This window comes from Desulfovermiculus halophilus DSM 18834, assembly GCF_000620765.1.
Classification (GTDB): Bacteria; Desulfobacterota; Desulfovibrionia; order Desulfovibrionales; family Desulfothermaceae; genus Desulfovermiculus; species Desulfovermiculus halophilus.
On the sequence record NZ_JIAK01000015.1, the window covers coordinates 63,591 to 80,896 of the forward strand.

Consider the following 17,306-nt stretch of genomic DNA (forward strand, 5'->3'; position numbering starts at 1 on the left):
ATGTCCGCTACAGGTCGAGCCCTGGATGATAACCGACGATGCATATCTTGGCTTCGTTGGCTACTTCCAATGTCTGCTGGCGGTCAAAGAACAGGCTTTTATCCGCTTCCACAGCCAGACACGTGGCTTGAGCCCGGATCATGGTCCGGACCGTCTCCAGACCTACTGCCGGCTGGTCTATATGTTCTTCCTGGCCGGGTTTGAAGGTCTTGACCACCACGCATCCCTTCCCGCCAAGGCGACCAGCTCGGCTTATGGTCTCGTTGGTTCCTTCAATGGCTTCCACTGCGACCACCATCTGGTCCCGGATTACAACGCACTGTCCAATATCCATGTCCCCGATCTTTTTGCCCACAGGCCACCCGAACTCAATGTCGGCTTTTTCCTGCCTGGTGGGTTCCCGCTTGGTCAGCACCCCGGCCGGAGTGCGCAGGGAAGGAACAAAATGCAGAGCGGAGACCGAGGTGAAGCCTTCTGTCTCCAGCAAGCCGACCAGGGCCTGCAGAAGGGAGTTGTCATTCTTGCTCCGCAGATGAAAAAGGAGCTTGGCAGCCCGCAGGTCCGGACGCAAGGCCAGGGCCCTGGGCTTGTTGATCCCGCCGGCGAAGACCACCTCCCGGACCTGATGCTTGGCGAAGAAGGCCAGCATTTTGCTCAGCTGTCCAAGGCGCAGCCAGGTTATGTGCTCCACCAGCATGGACAGCTCCGGGCGGGTGTGCTCTTTAAAGGCGATCCCGATGGTCGGGCGTCCCAACCGGCGTGCTCCCTGGGCCACCAGAAGCGGAAACTGCCCCTCCCCGGCGATGATGCCCAGGGGTGAGCTGTCGGCCGGCGGCGGTTGCTGATTCATATGCGAGTCGTCCCTTGGGCCAGTGGTGAGCAGCGATCAAGCCCACATTTGTATCCGATTTCGAAGCACAAGGCAAACCCGGCTGGAGGCATACGAGGTAAGCTGATTCTTCGACTGAGCCGATTTGTACGGCGACATTTTGATATGGCCTTGCCGGGGATTGGTCCGTGGCCACTGTGAGTTCAGGACAATGTCGCTGTAGTGCTATGCCTTTTCGAGGCGCCACTTTCTGGGCCACGAGCCAGGTCAGCCCACGAAACCAAGCGTTGCGGGGGGCGGCGGCCAAACGGTTGCATCCAGCCGGGCCCGGGCGTACTCTCCTTTTCAGGAGGTCAACATGTCGGAACACAGCACGTATACCTGCCAGGATTTTCGGCTGGAGATGATCATCCTGGGCCTGCACCGCCGTCTGCAGGATGCATCTCTGAGCCAGGAGGAGCGGGAGAATATATTGGCCAGAATCCAGGAGCTGGAAGAGGAGGCCGGGATGGATTGAGGCCTCTGCGGGCCGGAAATCGCGGCATATAAAGGTCATAGGGACAAAGACTATGAACCGGAGGCGGATCCCTGGTCATTGCCCGCATATTTGCTCAACCGGTATCTGAACTGGCGGAAACTGAGCCCGACCAGCTCTGCTGCCTGCCCCTTGTGCCCGCCGGTCAGCTCCAAAGCCCGGTGCAGGATCTCCCGGTCCTCCTGCTCCAAATAGGCATCCAGGGATAGCTCGCGGTTGAGGACTTTTTCCCGCTGGCTGGCCTGGCCGCTGTGGGCCTGCTCGTAGATGATCAGTGACGATTTGGTGATGTACGGCCCGGTTTCCAGGGCCACGGCCCGGGCCATGATGGTTTCCAGCTCCCGGACGTTGCCCGGATAATGGTAATTCTTCAGCTTCTCCCTGGCCTGGCGGGTGAACCCGGAGATATGCTTGTTCTGCTGACGACAGAAGGTGCGCAGAAAGTGCTCGGCCAGGAGGAAAAGATCGTCTCCCCGCTCCCGCAGGGGCGGTATGGTGATGATCACCCCGCTTAAGCGGTAGAACAGGTCTTCCCGGAACTTCCCCTGGGCGACGTCCGCTTCAATGTCCCGATTGGTGGCGGCCAGAAAGCGCACGTTGCTGTGCACAATCTCCGTGCCGCCCAAGGGCGTAAAGCTCCCGTCCTGAATGCAGCGCAGAAGCTTGACCTGGGTTCCAAGCTGCAGCTCACCGACCTCGTCCAAAAAGAAGGATCCCTGATCCGCCTTTTCCACCAGCCCTTTCTTGGCCCGATCCGCCCCGGTGAACGCCCCCCGCCGGTAGCCGAAGAGTTCGCTCTCGACCAGGGAGTCGGGCAAACCGCCGCAGTTGACGATCATCAAGGCCTTGTCCCTTCGCCGGCTGTGCTCGTGAACGGCCCGGGCGACCAGCTCTTTTCCGGTACCGGATTCCCCGGTGAGCAGGACATGGATGTCAGTTGGGGCTATGCGCCGGACCATCGTAAACACGTCCTGCATCTTCGGGCTCTCCCCGATAATGGTTCCAAAGCGGCTGTCGATCTGGTTTTTCAGCCACTGGTTCTCCTCTGCCAGCCTGGAGTGCTCCAGGTGCCTTTGGACCAAAAGCAGAAGTTCGTCCAGATCAAAAGGCTTGGCGATATAGTCCTTGGCCCCAAGCTTCATGGCTGACACAGCGGACTGGGAGTCGGCATAGGCGGTGATCATGATCACCGGAAGGCTCATATCCTGTTCCTGGAGCCAGCGGAGAAAATCGAGCCCGCTTTCTCGTCCCAGGCGGAGATCGACAAAAGCCAGGTCGATGATGTCGTTCTGGAGCAGGGAAACGGCGTCTTGAATCGAGGCGGCCTGAAAAATGGTGTGCTGCTGCTCGCTCAGGGCCACCTCCAGGACTTCCCGCAGGCTCTTGTCGTCGTCGAGAACAAGTATGGACCCCATGTTCGGGCTCACTCCCTGGCGTAGACCAGACGGCCCTGGACCATCATGGCCTGAACCCGGCCCGAAAGCCTCTGACCCATGCTCGGAGTGTTCTTGCCCTTGGAGGCCAGGTCTTTGGCCTGGACAGTCCAGGAGTCGTCGGGGTTGAAGATGCATATGTCGGCGGGGGAGCCTGCACAGAACTCGTTGACCGGGAGGGAAAAGAGAGAGGCCGGGGCAAAGGACCACAGCCTGCACAGGTCCTTGATGCCCAGGATCTGGTCTAAAATCAGGGACCAGGTCAGGGACAAGGCGGTATCCAATCCGGATATCCCATTGGGCGCCTGGGCAAATGGGGCGTCTTTTTCAAAATCTGCGTGCGGAGCGTGATCTGTGACCAGGATGTCGATCACCCCTTCGGAGACCGCCTGGCGCAGGGACAGGACGTCGTCGCGGGTCCGCAACGGGGGGTTGACCTTGGCCAGGGTGTTGTATCCGCGGACGCATTCCTGGTCCCAGAGCAGGTAGTGGGGGCAGGTCTCCGCAGTAACCGGGACTCCGTCCTGCTTGGCCCTGGCAATGAGCTCAACCGACTCCCGGGTGCTGATATGGGCCAGGTGGATTGGGATCTGCAGATACCGGGCCACAAGGATATCCCTGCTGACCTGCATGGCTTCGGCAATGCTGGGTTGGCCGGGAAGGCCCAAAGCGTCGCTGATCAGTCCCTCATTGACCACTCCGTGGGCGGAGAATCCCGGATCCTCGCAATGGTCGATGACCGGCAGTCCTGGGCCGGTGCTGTATTCCACGGCCCGGCGGAACAAATGATTGTCCGCTACCGGAATGCCGTCGTTGGAAAGGGCAACGCAGCCCGCTTCAGCAAGTTCAAAAAACGGGGCCAGCTCCTTCCCGGACAGGCCCTTGCTCAGGGCCCCTACCGGGTGCAGGAACGGACCATGGGGGTGGGTGGCCGAGGCCTTGTGCAGCTGAAATTCTGTCACCGGAGCGCAGTCATTGACCGGATCGGTGTTGGCCATGCACATGATATGGCTGAAACCGCCCTGGGCTGCGGCCTGCAATCCGGAGGCGATGTCTTCCTTGTATTCCTGTCCGGGCTCGCGGAGATGGGTGTGGGCATCGATGAGGCCGGGCAGCAGCAGTGCGCCATGGGCGTCGATGCAGTCCAGATGCCCCAAATCACGGGACGGGTCTGCGGGAAGGAGATCAACGATGTGTCCCCGGGCGATGAAGACATCCACAAGCCGATCCCGCCATCTGCCATTGCGCACAGCGCATTCCGGTGCGGACATGATCACTCCTTGGGCGACTGGGTGAGAAAGAGGTAGAGCAGGGCCATGCGCACGGCCACTCCGGCACTGACCTGGGAGAGGACGAGACTTTTACTGCTGTCTGCAAGGGAGGACTCGATCTCGACTCCCCGGTTCATGGGGCCGGGATGGAGGATTTTGACCTCGGGCTGGGTCAGTTGGAGCAAGGCCGGACGCAAGGCGTAGACCTGAGCGTACTCCCGGATTGAGGGCAAAAGGCCGGAATCCTGGCGTTCAAGCTGCAGGCGCAGGCACTGGATGGCATCTACGCCGGAGCAGGCCTGGACTGGATCGGTGAATACCTGTACCGGCCAGTTGTCGATCCCGCGGGGAAGCAGAGTCCTGGGGGCACAGACCCGAAGCTGAACCCCGAGCTTGTGAAAAAGCTCGACATCTGAGCGGGCGACGCGGCTGTGAGCGATGTCACCGAGCAAAAGCAGGGTCCGTTGGGCAAAGGAGGACCAGACCTGGTGCAGACAGAATCCGTCCAGCAGGGCCTGAGTGGGGTGGGCGTGCCATCCGTCGCCGGCATTGATGACGTTGCAGGAAAGGATCCGGGACAGGTACTGGGCGGCACCGCTGACGGTGTGCCTGATGACCAGGGCATCGGGGTGCATGGCCTGGAGGGTGAGGGCGGTATCCTTGATGTTCTCCCCTTTTTGCAGACTGCTCCCGGACTGGGCCAGGGAAAAGGTGTCCGCCGACAGGCGCTTGGCCGCGATATCAAAGGATGTCTTGGTCCGGGTGCTGGGTTCAGCGAAAAAGAGAACGACGCTTTTTCCCTTCAAGGCAGGAGCTTTCTTTACCGGCCGGTGCGCCATTTCGGCAAAACGTTCGGCAAGCTCGAATACTGTATGGATATCGTCGGCAGAGAGATCGGAAACGGTCAACAGGTGTGAGTGGGCCCAATGCATCCCCGCTCCTTGCGATAAAAGGGTCACACAGGCATCGAGGCCTGCATATCTTCTGGAACCAGGCTGAACCGTCCAAGTTTCCCCGGTTGCAGACTGCCGGCGACCTGGTCCAGCCCCAGGGCTCGAGCTGGGTTGATGGTTATCATGGCGACCAGATCTGTCAAGGAAAGATTTCCCTCCCACATCCCGGCCAGATAGGAGGCCTCATTCCATAGATTCAGATCATGGTTTGAGCTCAGACCGTCGGTGGCCAAGCTCAAGGGAATACCGGCCCTATACAGGTCTTCCACCGGGGCCCGGCCGCAGCCGATATAGGCATTGCTCCGGGGGCAGATGCAGACCCTGGCTTTGTTGTTGGCCAGCAGGGCGATATCCTGCCGGCCGAGGTGGACGCAATGCACAGCGAGTGTGTGCTGATCCAAAAGTCCAAGCCGATGGGCATAGGCCACCGGCGAACAGCCGGGGGGAGTGTAGGAGGCCGGAAAAAGCCTGCCCCGGAGGAAGTCTGCAAACTCGCCCCGGCCGGACGACAAAAGCTCCACCTCTCCAATATGCTCGGCCAAGTGCATTGAGAACGGGCGGCCATAGCGGGTCGTCCACTCTTTGACCCTGCGCAAAAGATCCGGGCTGGTAGAGTACAGGGCATGACCTGCGGCCGAGATGAACTCTGCATCGGGCGGGGTGTCCACTGGCCAGCAGGGGCTCGGCTTAGGCCTAAACCCCAGAAACTCGATGAACAGCCGGGAGGCTATCGGGAGCTGGGCGTGCACCTCGTACATATGATCCCAAGCATGGCCGCTGATATCTCCGACTCCGGCCAGGCCTTGATCCAGCATGTCCTGTACAAGCCCCTGGATCCGTTCGGGGGCGGTCTGTTTCAGTGGGTGTCGGATCAGGCTTTGGACCCAGGGCAAAAAACCCTGTCCCGGCTGGGTTGCGTTGTGCAGATGAGAGAGTTCGAGGTGGGTATGGGCATTCACCAGCCCAGGGGTCAGGGTTTGCTCCCCGAGATCATGGATCGGGGCCGAGAATTCGTTCTTCACCTGTCGGTAGGGGCCGATCTGGGCGATCCTGCCGTTCACTGTCCAGAGCAGGCCGTTGTCCAGAACAGGCCGGGGGCCGGCAAAGGGCAGCATCTTTCGGGCTCGGTAACCGCGAACCCTCGAATATTCCAGCCCTGGGGTCTTCTCCCGGGGGACGGTCTGGGATGAGTGTGCCATATGTGTATTTGATCCAGGGTTTGGTGAACTCTATAGCCGATTTCAAGGCAAATGTCAGCAAGCGCGGCTCATCGACGCAATAAGTGGCATCTCAAGGATGGGCAGATGATCTCCAAAAGCCGCAAGTGTGCATCCCATGGGCCAATGCCCGGCCGGGTTCACCGCTGTTCCAGGCTGGTTATCTCCAGTCGGCGGGCATTGGTGTACACAACACGGTCCGGCGTTATCCCCACCTTGTGTAACGGGAGGCGGTGGATGCGCTTATGGCCCCACAAGTCGCCCTGGAGGGACCGGGGGCAGATCACCTGCTTCGGACCGGGCGGCAGCTGCAGGCAGGCCATCTTGATCCGGGAGAGCAACGTCCTGCTGCGGACCAGGGAGCCCAGGGCCGGATGCCAGGGGCCGGCAATCAAGGACTTGATCAAGCTGGGCTCCGGATGAAGTCCCATGCGGATGACCGGGATTTTTGCTGCCGACAGCCGGAGACTGGCGCGAGCCAGGGCGGTAATGGTCTGCTGCAGGGTCCAGGGCTGGAAAAGGCCCTGGCGGTACATGTTGGCCAATGGGGTCTGGTCCAGCACCAGGCAGGGATAGATGCGGACGAAGTCAGGGCGCAGGTCCAGGGTCTGGCGGACGTCCCGCAGCCAGGCGGAATGGGTATGGCCGGGCAGTCCGGGGAGAAGCTGTATGCCCAGCCCCAGGCCGGCCTTTCTGACATTGGCCGCAGCCGAGGCGATAGCTTCCGGGTCATACCCGCGACGGACGGCGCGTAGCACATGGGAGCTAAAGGTCTGAGCCCCGATTTCAACCGTGGAAAGCCCCAAGCCGGCCAGCCTCTCCAGCTGCGGGAGCTGACAACTGTCCGGCCGTGTGGAGCAGCGTACGGCGGTGATCAGGCCTTTGTTTCTGTACTCGGCGCTGATCTCCAAAAATCTTTGCTGCCAGGACACTGGAAGCCGGGTGAACGTGCCTCCGAAGAAGGCCAGTTCAAAAGGAGACGAGTTCGTGTGCTCTGCTGTGTGCAGCTCTCTCCAGAGCTGCCCGGCGATCTTGGCCAGAGAATGCTCCCTGCTCCCTGTCTGCTGGTTTTGATTGCAGTACAGGCAGCGTCCGGGGCATCCGAGTCCGGGGAGAAAGACGGGATGGATCGCCGCCCTGGGCTTTGGAGCCGAGGGCGGCGATATGAATACAGTGGGGGGCATGCAGTCCTTCCTCAATGGAGCAGATTTCTTGTACAAACCTGAACTTTTCCCTCTCCGGGTCTTGTCAAACAAGTCTGGATGACGTATTCTTCAATAGATTTCGGAGGAATGGTGAATACGAACTTCTATTGGGGAGAGCGATAATGCAGGAATGCATATTTTGCCGTATACTTCGGGGAGAGGTGCCCTGCGAGAAGGTCTACGCAACCAGCAATGTCCTGGCATTTCTCGATGTCGCCCCTATTTCCGCGGGCCATACCCTGGTCGTTCCCGCCCACCACTACCCCACGCTATGGGAGGTTCCGGACGACTTGGCAACGGAACTGCACAAGGCGCTGCGCGTGGTCGGCGACGCAATCCTCAAGGCTGTGCAGGCCTCCGGGCTGAATGTGGTTATGAACAATTTTGCCTCGGCCGGTCAAGTGGTTCCCCACGCCCACTGGCATCTTATTCCCAGACACGAGGGGGACAACCTGATACATGTGGTCCAGGGCCAATACGGTTCGGATCAGGAGATGCAGAACACGGCCCAGGACATCAGGCGGCAGCTCAGCTCCGGGTGATTCTCTGGCGCACAACCGGCGATCGACCTGATGGTCTGAACCTGAGCAGGGAAAATGCAACGAAAGGCGCCAAGGAGGTTTCATGTCTGACAATACATTGACCAAAGCGGATATAGTGGAGCGGATCTATGAGCAGACGTCCAGGAACCGGGCCGAGGTGAAGGAGCAGGTGGAGGATCTGCTGGGGATTATGAAGCAGGCCGTGAAGCAGGACTACGCGCTGCTTATCAGCGGTTTCGGCAAGTTCGAGGCCTATGACAAGAAGGCCCGGAAGGGCCGGAACCCGCAAACTGAAGAATCGATCATACTGGATCCGCGGACGGTATGCGTCTTCCGGCTGTCCCGAAAATTCAGGTCTGAACTCAATCCGCGGGAGTAAGCGCTGTTGCTTCCAGACCGGCGTGCGCCCCCGGCGGGACGCTGCGCTGATGTCTGCTGTCCGGCCTTAGGATCGGGCGACGCCGCCGGCAGGTGAGGGATCTTTCGCTGTGCCGGGCAGGTCGCGGAGAGCCTGATCGGCTTCTGCTGTCCAGCCCCCATCCCGCAGACTGGCCGCCGCCAGGCGGATAAGAGGCTCCAGGTCCGACCCGTAAACGGATCGCAGCAGAATGTGACTTTGATCTGCGTAGACAGACGCAATGTGGTCCAGGTGGGAGTAGATGAACCGGGCCAGGAGGCGGTTTTCCCTGTGCTGAGGGAGGTAGGCGATGAACAAGCGCCGGCAGAGGGAGAGCACTGATCTGATCCGCTGGATCTCACGCTCGATGCTTTCGGCGGTCTGAGCTGCTATGGCCTTCAGGTCGGTTCCAATGTCTGCTTCTTCAGGCGGGAGGCAGGCCTCAGCCTCAATGGTGGCAAACCAGGGGACGTAGTTTGTGAGGTGGTAGGCGTCCTCTTTGAGCTTCATGCATTCGTGAAACAGAGAGCCCAAGGCCCAATCCAGGGACCGCCCGCTGGTCGGCGTGTCCGGAAAGGAACCAAAGACCAGGTGGGCCGTATCCTTGAGCCTCCAAAGAGGGCCCTGGTTGGTTTCCTGCCCCAGTAGACCGTCCAGGCAATCAAAACACACCTGATGGGTGCCGTCGGAATCAATGCACTCTTCCAGCAACCGGCGGTGCACAAGGCAAAAATTCCGGAAAGTCTCGGTTATCAACTCATCCTTCTTGCAAGTGAGCCACTTCTTGGGCATGATCTGCCTCCTTTGATGGTGTCAGGAGCATGCGCCCGGCTTCATCGCTTCCCAGCCCCTGAGGCTGCCGCTTTGGAGCTGGGCAGAGGGCGTATTCCCTGGAACCGAATTTAGGGCATTGAGTTGACTTTGACAATATCGTATGCTAGCTACAAACCAGCTTGTGAAGGAAGGCACAAATGCTCTTTAAGAAGGTGGACAGGGAATACTGGAACAGTCTGCTTCGAGCCAGCCTCCTGGGGATTCATCTGGTTGCAACCACGTTTATAGGGCTGGCGGTGGGCTATTATCTGGATAAATGGCTCGGGACTCATCCCTGGTTGACCATGGGGTTTCTCATCCTGGGCATCATTGCCGGATTCAAAAACATGTTTCAGGAAGTGCAGAAGATTCATAAAGATGACGGGCAGGCTTCGAAAAAGCATTGAAGCATGGTTGAACCGGCGGGGTATTGATCACCCCCAGGCCCAGTGGATGGTCGAGTTTCAGGTTGCGGCGGCAGGAGTCGCCTGTATCGGAATTGTGCTTTGCGGTTGGGTCCGGGCCGGAATGGGATTCGGCGTGGGCGCACTTTTGGCAACCATGAACTTTTGCGTTCTGGCCAAGCTCGTCCCTCAGCTCATTCAAGAGCAGAAAGGAAGTATTCTGGCGGTTCTGGCCAGCTTCTATCTGCGTTTGTTTCTTACCGCGCTTGTTTTGTTCCTGGCCCTCGTACCGGCCGGGTTGCCGCCGATTTCGGTTCTGGCGGGGCTGTCGACCATACTGGTGACCTTCGTGGTCTGGGCCGGCAAGTATATTGTTACTCAACAACACAAGGAGGCCTGAGTCAATGGCGGCTGAAATTGCTCCTCATATCCTTTTGCTGAACAAGGCAATGGAAACTGTTGGCCTAGTTGGCGAGTCAGGGCATATTTTGGTTCCAACCCATATTCTGTATACCTGGCTGGTGATGGCCATTCTGGTCCTCCTCGGATGGCTGGGGACTCGACAACTCTCGCTTGTGCCCGGGAAGGTCCAAAACTTTCTTGAGCTCATCGTGAACGGAATGGAAGACTTTGTGGTCGCAAATATGGGAGAGCAGGGACGACAGGTATTCCCCCTGCTGATCACCCTCTTTATCTTTATTCTTTTTGCCAACTTTGTCGGCCTCGTTCCCGGGTGCATGGCTCCGACCGCCAACCTGAACACCAATGCGGCAATGGCCTTGACCGTCTTTATATTTTACAACTATATCGGGATCCGGGAGCACGGCGGAAAATACATCAAGCATTTTACCGGCCCTATTCCCCTGCTTGCTCCTCTTATGCTGCCCATTGAGCTCCTCAGCCATGTTGCCCGGCCGTTGTCCTTGACCGTACGGCTCTTTGGCAACATCTTCGGCGAAGAGCTTGTCCTTCTGCTCTTCTTCATGCTCCTGCCGATTGTGGCCACCCTGCCCATATACTTCCTGTATGGCTTGGCCGACACTATTCAGGCATTCATCTTCTTCATGCTGTCCATGATCTACCTGAAGATGTCCTTTGAAGAAGCGCATTGATCACCGGGGAAATGGTCATTTGACCACATGTATAAACCGTTTCAGGAGGATTGTCATGTTGCGTAAGAGCATGCTGGTTATGGTGAACACAGTAGTGCTGGTGCTGGCTGCCGGAGCGGCCATGGCCGCAGAAGGGGGCTTGTCCGCAGCCGTTGCCTCCCAGATAGCCTGGGGATCGGCAGTCGGCATGGGCTTGGCCGCCCTGGGCTGCGGGATCGGCATGGGCTTCGGACTGAAGGGTGCATGCGAAGGGACTGCCCGGAACCCTGATGTCAGCGGAAAGATCACCGTGACCATGCTTATCGGTCTGGCCATGATCGAATCCCTGGCCATTTATACTCTGGTTGTCGATTTGATTCTCCTCTTCGTCAAACCTTTCTAGTTTCGGATGCATCTTAGAGGCCCCTGCGGGGGCCTCTTCACACCCGCGCTTTGTGAAAAAAATCTCAAGATGGGCAATTCCTTGAAAACAGAAAAGATTCCCAGGGCCACCGTCCAACGGATGGCCGTCTACGTTCAGCTCCTGGAAGAGCTGATCGGGAGGAAGCAAAAGGTCGTTTCCTCCGACAAGCTGGCCAGGGAATGTGATGTGAATCCATCACAGATCAGAAAGGATCTGGCATACTTCGGCGAGTTCGGCGTTCGAGGGGTCGGGTATTACACCCAGGATCTGCTCCAGGCCATCATGCATTTTCTGGGTATTGACCGGGTCTGGAACTGTGCATTGGTAGGGGTCGGGAATCTGGGGCGGGCTCTGCTGCGGCACGAGCAGCTCAGAGAACGGGGCTTTGTGATTGTGGCCGCCTTCGACTGTGATCCCTTCAAGATCGGCGAGGTCGTGGCCGGGCATGAGATCGTCTGCACCCGGCGACTGAAGGAAAAGAGAAGCGAGCTCAAGGTGGAGATCGGGCTGATCACAACACCACCGGACAGGGCTCAGCGGGCGGCAAACCATATGGTTGAAGCCGGCTTCAAGGGGATTATCAATTTTGCTCCGACCCGGATCCACGTTCCTCAGGATGTGACTGTCAACTATGTAGACTTTACCAATCATCTCATCTCATTGGCCTTCGACATCACCCACCGGACCAAACCGTCGACTCAAGCCTCCGGGTAAGCCGGAACCCCGGAACGTTTTCCCATTCAACCTGATCAGCGCATCCTTTTTCCCTAAGCGGGGAGCCAGCTCCAGTAATAGATCCGGATTGACGGGCGAAGCCTTGAGGCAGCCCCGCCCCGGCTTCTCTGGCCGTCCGTGCGATATCCCGAGCGGTGGGGCTGAAATCAAGGAGGGTGAGGACTTGCCAAGAGCCGGAAAAGATGCTTATACTTCTTTGTTGCACATGAATGCATGCTGAGGTCAGCAATTGTGTTTTTTAGGGCACTGGTAGAAACCCTTGTTGTGGTCCGGGTGATCTTGCGCGGACCCAAACTTTTTTTGGGAGGGTGAGATGAAAGACGGTATACATCCAAAGGCATATCAGGCCACCATCCGCTGCTCGTGCGGATATGAAGTCCAGACCCGTTCCACGCGCGGGGAGCATATTGAGGTGGATATCTGTTCCAATTGCCATCCGTTCTATACAGGCAAGCAACGCTTTGTGGACACTGCGGGACGAATCGACCGGTTTCGCCGCAAGTATGCGCAGTTTCAGAACGCCGGGAAAACCGAAAGCGGCGCATAGAGTGTCCGCAGGAAAGGTGTTTTCGTTTGCAGATTCCGGATCGGATCAGTTGCCAGATGGTGCCTGTCGGATCAGCGGTGATTCTTGTTTTGCCTCTTGGGCGAGAAATGGCCCGGAGCCGTCATGAATATGCAGGCCAAACTCGATGAGTTGGAATCTCAGTTTGCCGAGCTGGAAGAGCAGCTCAGCATGCCTGAGATCTATCAAGACCAGAAGCGCTACAGTGAAGTGGCCAAGGCCCATTCCGGTCTGGCCGAGATCGTACATACCTACCAGGAGTACAAGAGGGTTCTGGAAGAGCAGGAAGAACACCAGGAGCTGGCAGACGATTCAGACCCCGAGATCAGGGAGCTGGCCCGGGCAGAACTGGAGAAGGTGAACAACCGCCTGGAGGAGCTCGAAAGTACCCTGAAGCGGCTGCTTGTGCCCAAGGACCCCTTGGATGACAAGCCGGTCATTCTGGAGATCCGAGCCGGAACCGGAGGGGAGGAGGCGGCTCTCTTTGCCGGGGACCTGTTGCGGATGTACACCCGGTATGCCGAGCATATGGGCTGGAAGGTCGAGCTGCTGGATTCCAATCAGACCGGAGGTGGGGGATTTAAGGAGGTGATCGCCTCTATCCGTGGGCAGCAGGTGTACAGGAGACTCAAGTACGAGTCCGGTGTGCATAGAGTGCAGCGGGTGCCCAGCACTGAGTCCCAGGGCAGGATCCATACCTCGGCAGTAACCGTGGCCATCTTGGCTGAAGCCGAAGAAGTGGATGTGCACATTGAACCCCAGGATCTGCGCGTGGATGTCTTCAGAGCCTCCGGGCCGGGCGGTCAGAGCGTGAACACCACTGATTCCGCGGTGCGGATCACCCACGTCCCAACCGGTGTTGTGGTCAGCTGCCAAGATGAAAAGTCCCAGCACAAGAATCGGGCCAAGGCCATGACTGTTCTGCGCTCCAGGCTGTTGAAGATGAAGCAGGATCAAGCCAAGGAAGAGCAGGATCAGGCCCGGAAGTCTCAAGTCGGATCAGGGGACCGTTCGGAGCGGATCCGGACCTACAACTTTCCCCAGAGCCGGATAACAGATCATCGGATCAATCTGACCGTCTATAACCTGGAAAGCGTCCTCGCCGGCGGACTGGAAGAGATCATCGATCCATTGATTCAGGCCATGCACGGCAATCAGAGCCAGGATTTACAGGGGGTGGCCTAAGCCGCCCCCTGCCCCCGCGAGACATGAGCCCGCCCCGTACGACCACCATCGGCTCCATACTGCATCAGGCTGCAACCCGCCTTTCCCGGACTGATGTCGACAGCCCCAGACTTTCAGCTGAGCTTATCCTGGCCCAGGTTCTGGATACCGACAGGCTGCAGGTCTTGACCCGTGGCGATGCCGTTCTCACTTCAGATCAGGTCCGGGCCTACTGGGACTTGGTCGAATCAAGGGCCAGAGGACGGCCCGTGGCCTATTTGACAGGGCGAAAGGAGTTTTTGGGGCTTGCGCTGACGGTTAGCCCGGATGTGCTTATCCCTCGACCGGAAACCGAGCTCCTCCTGGAGACCGCGAGCACCCTGTGGCCCGGTCAATCCCCCCTGCTGTTTGCAGATGTGGGTACTGGAAGCGGCGCGATAGGCCTGGCCATGGCCCATGTGTTTCCCCGGAGCCGGGGATTGCTCACTGATGCGAACCAGGCCGCACTCCGGGTTGCCGGGCGCAATATAGCCGCCCACGGCAAGAGCTCGCAGCTGCAATGCGTTTGCTGTGACCTGCTCGAGGCCTGCGAAAAGGGTACTCTGGATGGTGTGCTCAGCAACCCGCCCTATGTGTCCACGGTTGCATTCTGGGCTATGGACCACCAGGTTCGGCATTTCGAACCCACGCAGGCCTTATGGGCCGGACTGCAGGGAGTAGAGGTCCATATCCGCTTGATCCGCCAGGCAGAGCAGGTTTTGCGCTCCGGGGGCTGGCTGTGCATGGAAATAGCTTGGGACCAGGCCGATGCATTGCTGTCACACGTGCAGGGCAGCGCTGCGGGCATATGGACGGACAAACGGGTTATCCGGGACTGGGCAGGTCTGGACCGGGTGTTCGTCATGCGCCGGGTGTGACCGCAAACACACGTGTGTTGTCAAAAAGACACAACAGCCTGGCGGGGAAAAAACAGGATGCGGGCGGAATGCCCAGGTTGCAGTTTTGGCATGGATGTTGCTCAATTGTCCTTAGGAGGAAGGTATGCGTGAGAGGACAATAGAGCATCCAATCAAATGTTCAGGCATCGGCCTGCACAGCGGGAAAAAGGTATCCCTGTCCTTCTTTCCTTTGCCAACCGGCTCAGGCGTGGTGTGGTCGGTAAAAGGCGAAGAAGGGAGTCGACGGATGGAACTGTCCCCCCACCTGGTTGTGGACACCACGCTGTGCACAACAATTGGAGCCGGCGGGGCCTGCGTGGGGACTGTTGAGCATGTAATGGCCGCTGTCCGCGGCATGGAAATAGACAATCTCCTGATCGAGGTGGATGGTCCGGAAGTACCCATCATGGACGGCAGTGCCGCATCCTTTGTGCACCTGTTCAATCAGGCCGGGATCGTCAAGCAGCTCAGGCCCAAGAAGGTCTACGTCCTGACCCGGGAAGTCAGGTTGGAAGAGAAAGACAAGAAGATCGTCGCCCGCCCGGACGACGAGTTCCGGGTTAATTTGAGCATTGACTTCCCGCACCCGATGGTCGGGCGGCAACACATCAGCTACCGGGCCTGTCCGGACCGGTTCGTCCAGGACTTGGCCAGGGCGCGCACCTTCGGATTTCTCACCGACGTCAAGGCCCTGCAGGGAATGGGCAAGGCCTTAGGCGGTTCCTTGGAAAATGCGCTCGTCTTTGATCAATCCGGAGTGATCAACAGCGATGGGTTCCGCTATCCTGATGAACCGGTGCGTCATAAGCTCCTGGATCTGATCGGCGACCTGGGGTTAATGCCCCATCAGGTTGTTGGCCGCTTCGATGTCCACTGTTCCGGACATGCCTTGAACACGGCCTTTGCCAAATGCCTGTACGAGAACATGGAAGAATATCTCCACCTTGTAGATCTGCAGGAAATCCATAGGAAACGTTCAGTGCGGGCAGGTCCCGTTCCTGAAATGCGCGTTTCTCCCGCCTAGTGTCCTGATTTTCAATGAAATTTAAAAAATTTCCAAAACCTGCTGTGCAGGGGTTGCACGCATGCGGGAAATGGGTTATAAGATCCTCTTTGCGCTGGCGTAGCTCAATTGGCAGAGCAGCTGACTTGTAATCAGCAGGTTGCGGGTTCGAGTCCCATCGCCAGCTCCAGACCAGCCCGGAGGGGTACCCAAGTGGCCAAAGGGAGCAGACTGTAAATCTGCCGGCGTAAGCCTTCGGAGGTTCGAATCCTCCCCCCTCCACCATGCCAGGTCTGATGCAAATAAGTAGGAGACGCTCAGTCAGGGACTACTTATTGTGCGGGAATAGCTCAATCGGCTAGAGCACCAGCCTTCCAAGCTGGGGGTTGCGGGTTCGATTCCCGTTTCCCGCTCCAGATCATCCCTTGACAGCCCACGTAGCTCAGGCGGTGGAGCACTTCCTTGGTAAGGAAGAGGTCACCGGTTCAAGTCCGGTCGTGGGCTCCATTCCGCATCTCCTACGCTCATAATCGGTTGACAGGTGGACAGGCAGTTAGAAACGGAATCTACCCATTCGAGCAGGGGGAGGTATGGCCAAAGAGAAGTATGCCCGGAGTAAGCCGCACGTGAACATAGGGACCGTGGGCCATATAGACCACGGCAAGACGACGCTTACGGCAGCGATCACCAAGATGCTGCACATGAAGAACAAGAGCGGAAGCTTCATTCCCTTCGACCAGATCGACAAGGCTCCGGAGGAGAAGGAGCGGGGGATAACCATCGCCACGGCCCACGTGGAGTATGAGACCGACAAGCGGCACTACGCCCATGTGGATTGCCCGGGCCACGCCGACTACATCAAGAATATGATCACCGGTGCGGCCCAGATGGACGGAGCGATCCTGGTTGTGGCGGCAACGGACGGACCGATGCCCCAGACCCGGGAGCATATTCTGCTTGCCCGTCAGGTGGGGGTACCCAGCCTGGTGGTGTACCTGAACAAGGTTGACCTGGTTGACGATCCGGAGCTTCTGGAGCTTGTTGAGCTGGAGGTTCGGGAGCTGCTTTCGGAGTATGACTTCCCTGGCGACGAGGTGCCGGTGATATCCGGGAGCGCGCTGAAGGCCTTGGAGAGCGACGATCCGAGCAGCGAAGACGCCAAGTCGATCTTTGAGCTCTTGGATGCCATAGACGATTACGTGCCGGAGCCGCAGCGGGACAAGGACAAGCCGTTTTTGATGCCGGTTGAGGACGTGTTCAGCATTTCCGGCCGGGGTACGGTTGCCACCGGGCGCGTTGAGCGGGGCATGATCAAGGTCGGTGAAGAGATCGAGGTGGTCGGGATGACCGACACCCGGAAGACGGTGGTGACCGGAGTAGAGATGTTCCGCAAGACCCTTGACCAGGGTGAAGCCGGTGACAACGTGGGCATTCTGCTTCGGGGGGTGAAGCGGGACGAGATCGAGCGCGGCCAGGTGCTGGCCCGTCCGAAGTCGATCACCCCGCACCGGAAGTTCAAGGCCGAGGTGTATGTTCTGAAGAAGGAAGAGGGAGGACGGCACACCCCGTTTTTCTCCGGCTACCGTCCGCAGTTCTACTTCCGGACCACAGACGTGACCGGAGTGGTGACCTTGGCAGAGGGTGTAGAGATGGTCATGCCCGGGGATAATGCGACCTTTGACGTTGAACTGATCGTACCGATAGCGATGGAGCACGGTCTGCGCTTCGCCATCCGCGAAGGCGGGCGAACCGTTGGAGCCGGTGTGGTCTCTGAGATAGTGGAGTAG

The 17,306-nt window shown here is 58.6% G+C and carries 20 protein-coding genes and 4 tRNA genes; 17 read left to right on the forward strand and 7 right to left on the reverse strand.

Going from position 1 to position 17,306, the window contains the following annotated elements:
- Positions 1–7: 7 nt before the first annotated feature.
- The gene (locus N902_RS0108680; RefSeq protein WP_027370623.1) at positions 8–850 is read right to left on the reverse strand and encodes an LpxI family protein; all 843 of its coding nucleotides are present in this window, start codon (positions 848–850) and stop codon (positions 8–10) included.
- 337 nt (positions 851–1,187) lie between these two features.
- On the opposite strand from N902_RS0108680, the gene N902_RS20005 reads away from it, so the two are divergent.
- Complete coding sequence (locus N902_RS20005; protein ID WP_167330634.1) at positions 1,188–1,346, forward strand: hypothetical protein; 159 nt, start codon at positions 1,188–1,190, stop codon at positions 1,344–1,346.
- Between the two features lie 50 nt (positions 1,347–1,396).
- On the opposite strand, the gene N902_RS0108690 is transcribed toward N902_RS20005, so the two are convergent.
- The 5 genes from N902_RS0108690 to N902_RS0108710 all read right to left on the reverse strand — a co-directional run bounded on the left by N902_RS0108690 (position 1,397) and on the right by N902_RS0108710 (position 7,422).
- The gene (locus N902_RS0108690) at positions 1,397–2,779 is read right to left on the reverse strand and encodes a sigma-54-dependent transcriptional regulator (RefSeq protein ID WP_027370624.1); all 1,383 of its coding nucleotides are present in this window, start codon (positions 2,777–2,779) and stop codon (positions 1,397–1,399) included.
- Positions 2,780–2,787: 8 nt separating this feature from the next.
- Positions 2,788–4,068: a dihydroorotase gene (locus tag N902_RS0108695; RefSeq protein WP_027370625.1), complete on the reverse strand. Its 1,281-nt coding sequence runs from the start codon at positions 4,066–4,068 to the stop codon at positions 2,788–2,790.
- A gap of 2 nt (positions 4,069–4,070) precedes the next feature.
- Positions 4,071–5,000 (reverse strand): aspartate carbamoyltransferase catalytic subunit, encoded by a 930-nt coding sequence (locus N902_RS0108700; RefSeq protein ID WP_027370626.1) that lies wholly within the window; start codon positions 4,998–5,000, stop codon positions 4,071–4,073.
- Between the two features lie 23 nt (positions 5,001–5,023).
- The gene (locus N902_RS0108705; RefSeq protein WP_084288088.1) at positions 5,024–6,220 is read right to left on the reverse strand and encodes an amidohydrolase family protein; all 1,197 of its coding nucleotides are present in this window, start codon (positions 6,218–6,220) and stop codon (positions 5,024–5,026) included.
- Between the two features lie 158 nt (positions 6,221–6,378).
- Positions 6,379–7,422 carry an elongator complex protein 3 gene (locus N902_RS0108710; protein ID WP_027370628.1) on the reverse strand — a complete coding sequence of 348 codons (1,044 nt, stop codon included), beginning with the start codon at positions 7,420–7,422 and terminating at the stop codon, positions 6,379–6,381.
- A 143-nt stretch (positions 7,423–7,565) separates the two neighbouring features.
- Here N902_RS0108710 and N902_RS0108715 point away from each other — a divergent pair, with 143 nt between their 5' ends.
- Positions 7,566–7,985: an HIT family protein gene (locus tag N902_RS0108715; RefSeq protein ID WP_027370629.1), complete on the forward strand. Its 420-nt coding sequence runs from the start codon at positions 7,566–7,568 to the stop codon at positions 7,983–7,985.
- Between the two features lie 82 nt (positions 7,986–8,067).
- Positions 8,068–8,364: an integration host factor subunit alpha gene (locus N902_RS0108720; RefSeq protein ID WP_027370630.1), complete on the forward strand. Its 297-nt coding sequence runs from the start codon at positions 8,068–8,070 to the stop codon at positions 8,362–8,364.
- A 66-nt stretch (positions 8,365–8,430) separates the two neighbouring features.
- On the opposite strand, the gene N902_RS17140 is transcribed toward N902_RS0108720, so the two are convergent.
- Positions 8,431–9,174 carry a hypothetical protein gene (locus tag N902_RS17140; RefSeq protein WP_051564460.1) on the reverse strand — a complete coding sequence of 248 codons (744 nt, stop codon included), beginning with the start codon at positions 9,172–9,174 and terminating at the stop codon, positions 8,431–8,433.
- Between the two features lie 179 nt (positions 9,175–9,353).
- Here N902_RS17140 and N902_RS0108730 point away from each other — a divergent pair, with 179 nt between their 5' ends.
- From N902_RS0108730 to tuf, 14 genes are all read left to right on the forward strand, one after another.
- Positions 9,354–9,602: an AtpZ/AtpI family protein gene (locus tag N902_RS0108730; protein ID WP_027370631.1), complete on the forward strand. Its 249-nt coding sequence runs from the start codon at positions 9,354–9,356 to the stop codon at positions 9,600–9,602.
- Between the two features lie 46 nt (positions 9,603–9,648).
- Positions 9,649–9,999 carry an ATP synthase subunit I gene (locus tag N902_RS18735; protein WP_051564461.1) on the forward strand — a complete coding sequence of 117 codons (351 nt, stop codon included), beginning with the start codon at positions 9,649–9,651 and terminating at the stop codon, positions 9,997–9,999.
- 4 nt (positions 10,000–10,003) lie between these two features.
- The gene (gene atpB / locus N902_RS0108740; RefSeq protein WP_027370632.1) at positions 10,004–10,711 is read left to right on the forward strand and encodes a F0F1 ATP synthase subunit A; all 708 of its coding nucleotides are present in this window, start codon (positions 10,004–10,006) and stop codon (positions 10,709–10,711) included.
- Between the two features lie 58 nt (positions 10,712–10,769).
- Positions 10,770–11,093 carry an ATP synthase F0 subunit C gene (atpE, locus tag N902_RS0108745; protein WP_027370633.1) on the forward strand — a complete coding sequence of 108 codons (324 nt, stop codon included), beginning with the start codon at positions 10,770–10,772 and terminating at the stop codon, positions 11,091–11,093.
- Positions 11,094–11,174: 81 nt separating this feature from the next.
- Complete coding sequence (locus N902_RS0108750) at positions 11,175–11,828, forward strand: redox-sensing transcriptional repressor Rex (RefSeq protein WP_027370634.1); 654 nt, start codon at positions 11,175–11,177, stop codon at positions 11,826–11,828.
- A 334-nt stretch (positions 11,829–12,162) separates the two neighbouring features.
- Positions 12,163–12,396 carry a 50S ribosomal protein L31 gene (gene rpmE / locus N902_RS0108755; RefSeq protein WP_027370635.1) on the forward strand — a complete coding sequence of 78 codons (234 nt, stop codon included), beginning with the start codon at positions 12,163–12,165 and terminating at the stop codon, positions 12,394–12,396.
- 129 nt (positions 12,397–12,525) lie between these two features.
- Entirely contained in the window at positions 12,526–13,599 is a 1,074-nt protein-coding gene (gene prfA / locus N902_RS0108760; RefSeq protein ID WP_027370636.1) for a peptide chain release factor 1, read from the forward strand.
- 23 nt (positions 13,600–13,622) lie between these two features.
- Entirely contained in the window at positions 13,623–14,495 is an 873-nt protein-coding gene (gene prmC, locus N902_RS0108765) for a peptide chain release factor N(5)-glutamine methyltransferase (RefSeq protein WP_027370637.1), read from the forward strand.
- A gap of 124 nt (positions 14,496–14,619) precedes the next feature.
- Positions 14,620–15,540, forward strand: coding sequence for a UDP-3-O-acyl-N-acetylglucosamine deacetylase (gene lpxC / locus N902_RS0108770; protein ID WP_027370638.1), 921 nt, complete (start codon positions 14,620–14,622; stop codon positions 15,538–15,540).
- A gap of 93 nt (positions 15,541–15,633) precedes the next feature.
- A tRNA-Thr gene (locus N902_RS0108775) sits at positions 15,634–15,709 on the forward strand.
- Between the two features lie 9 nt (positions 15,710–15,718).
- Positions 15,719–15,804: transfer RNA gene (locus N902_RS0108780), tRNA-Tyr, on the forward strand.
- Positions 15,805–15,858: 54 nt separating this feature from the next.
- A tRNA-Gly gene (locus tag N902_RS0108785) sits at positions 15,859–15,935 on the forward strand.
- 15 nt (positions 15,936–15,950) lie between these two features.
- A tRNA-Thr gene (locus tag N902_RS0108790) sits at positions 15,951–16,026 on the forward strand.
- Positions 16,027–16,109: 83 nt separating this feature from the next.
- Complete coding sequence (tuf, locus tag N902_RS0108795) at positions 16,110–17,306, forward strand: elongation factor Tu (protein ID WP_027370639.1); 1,197 nt, start codon at positions 16,110–16,112, stop codon at positions 17,304–17,306.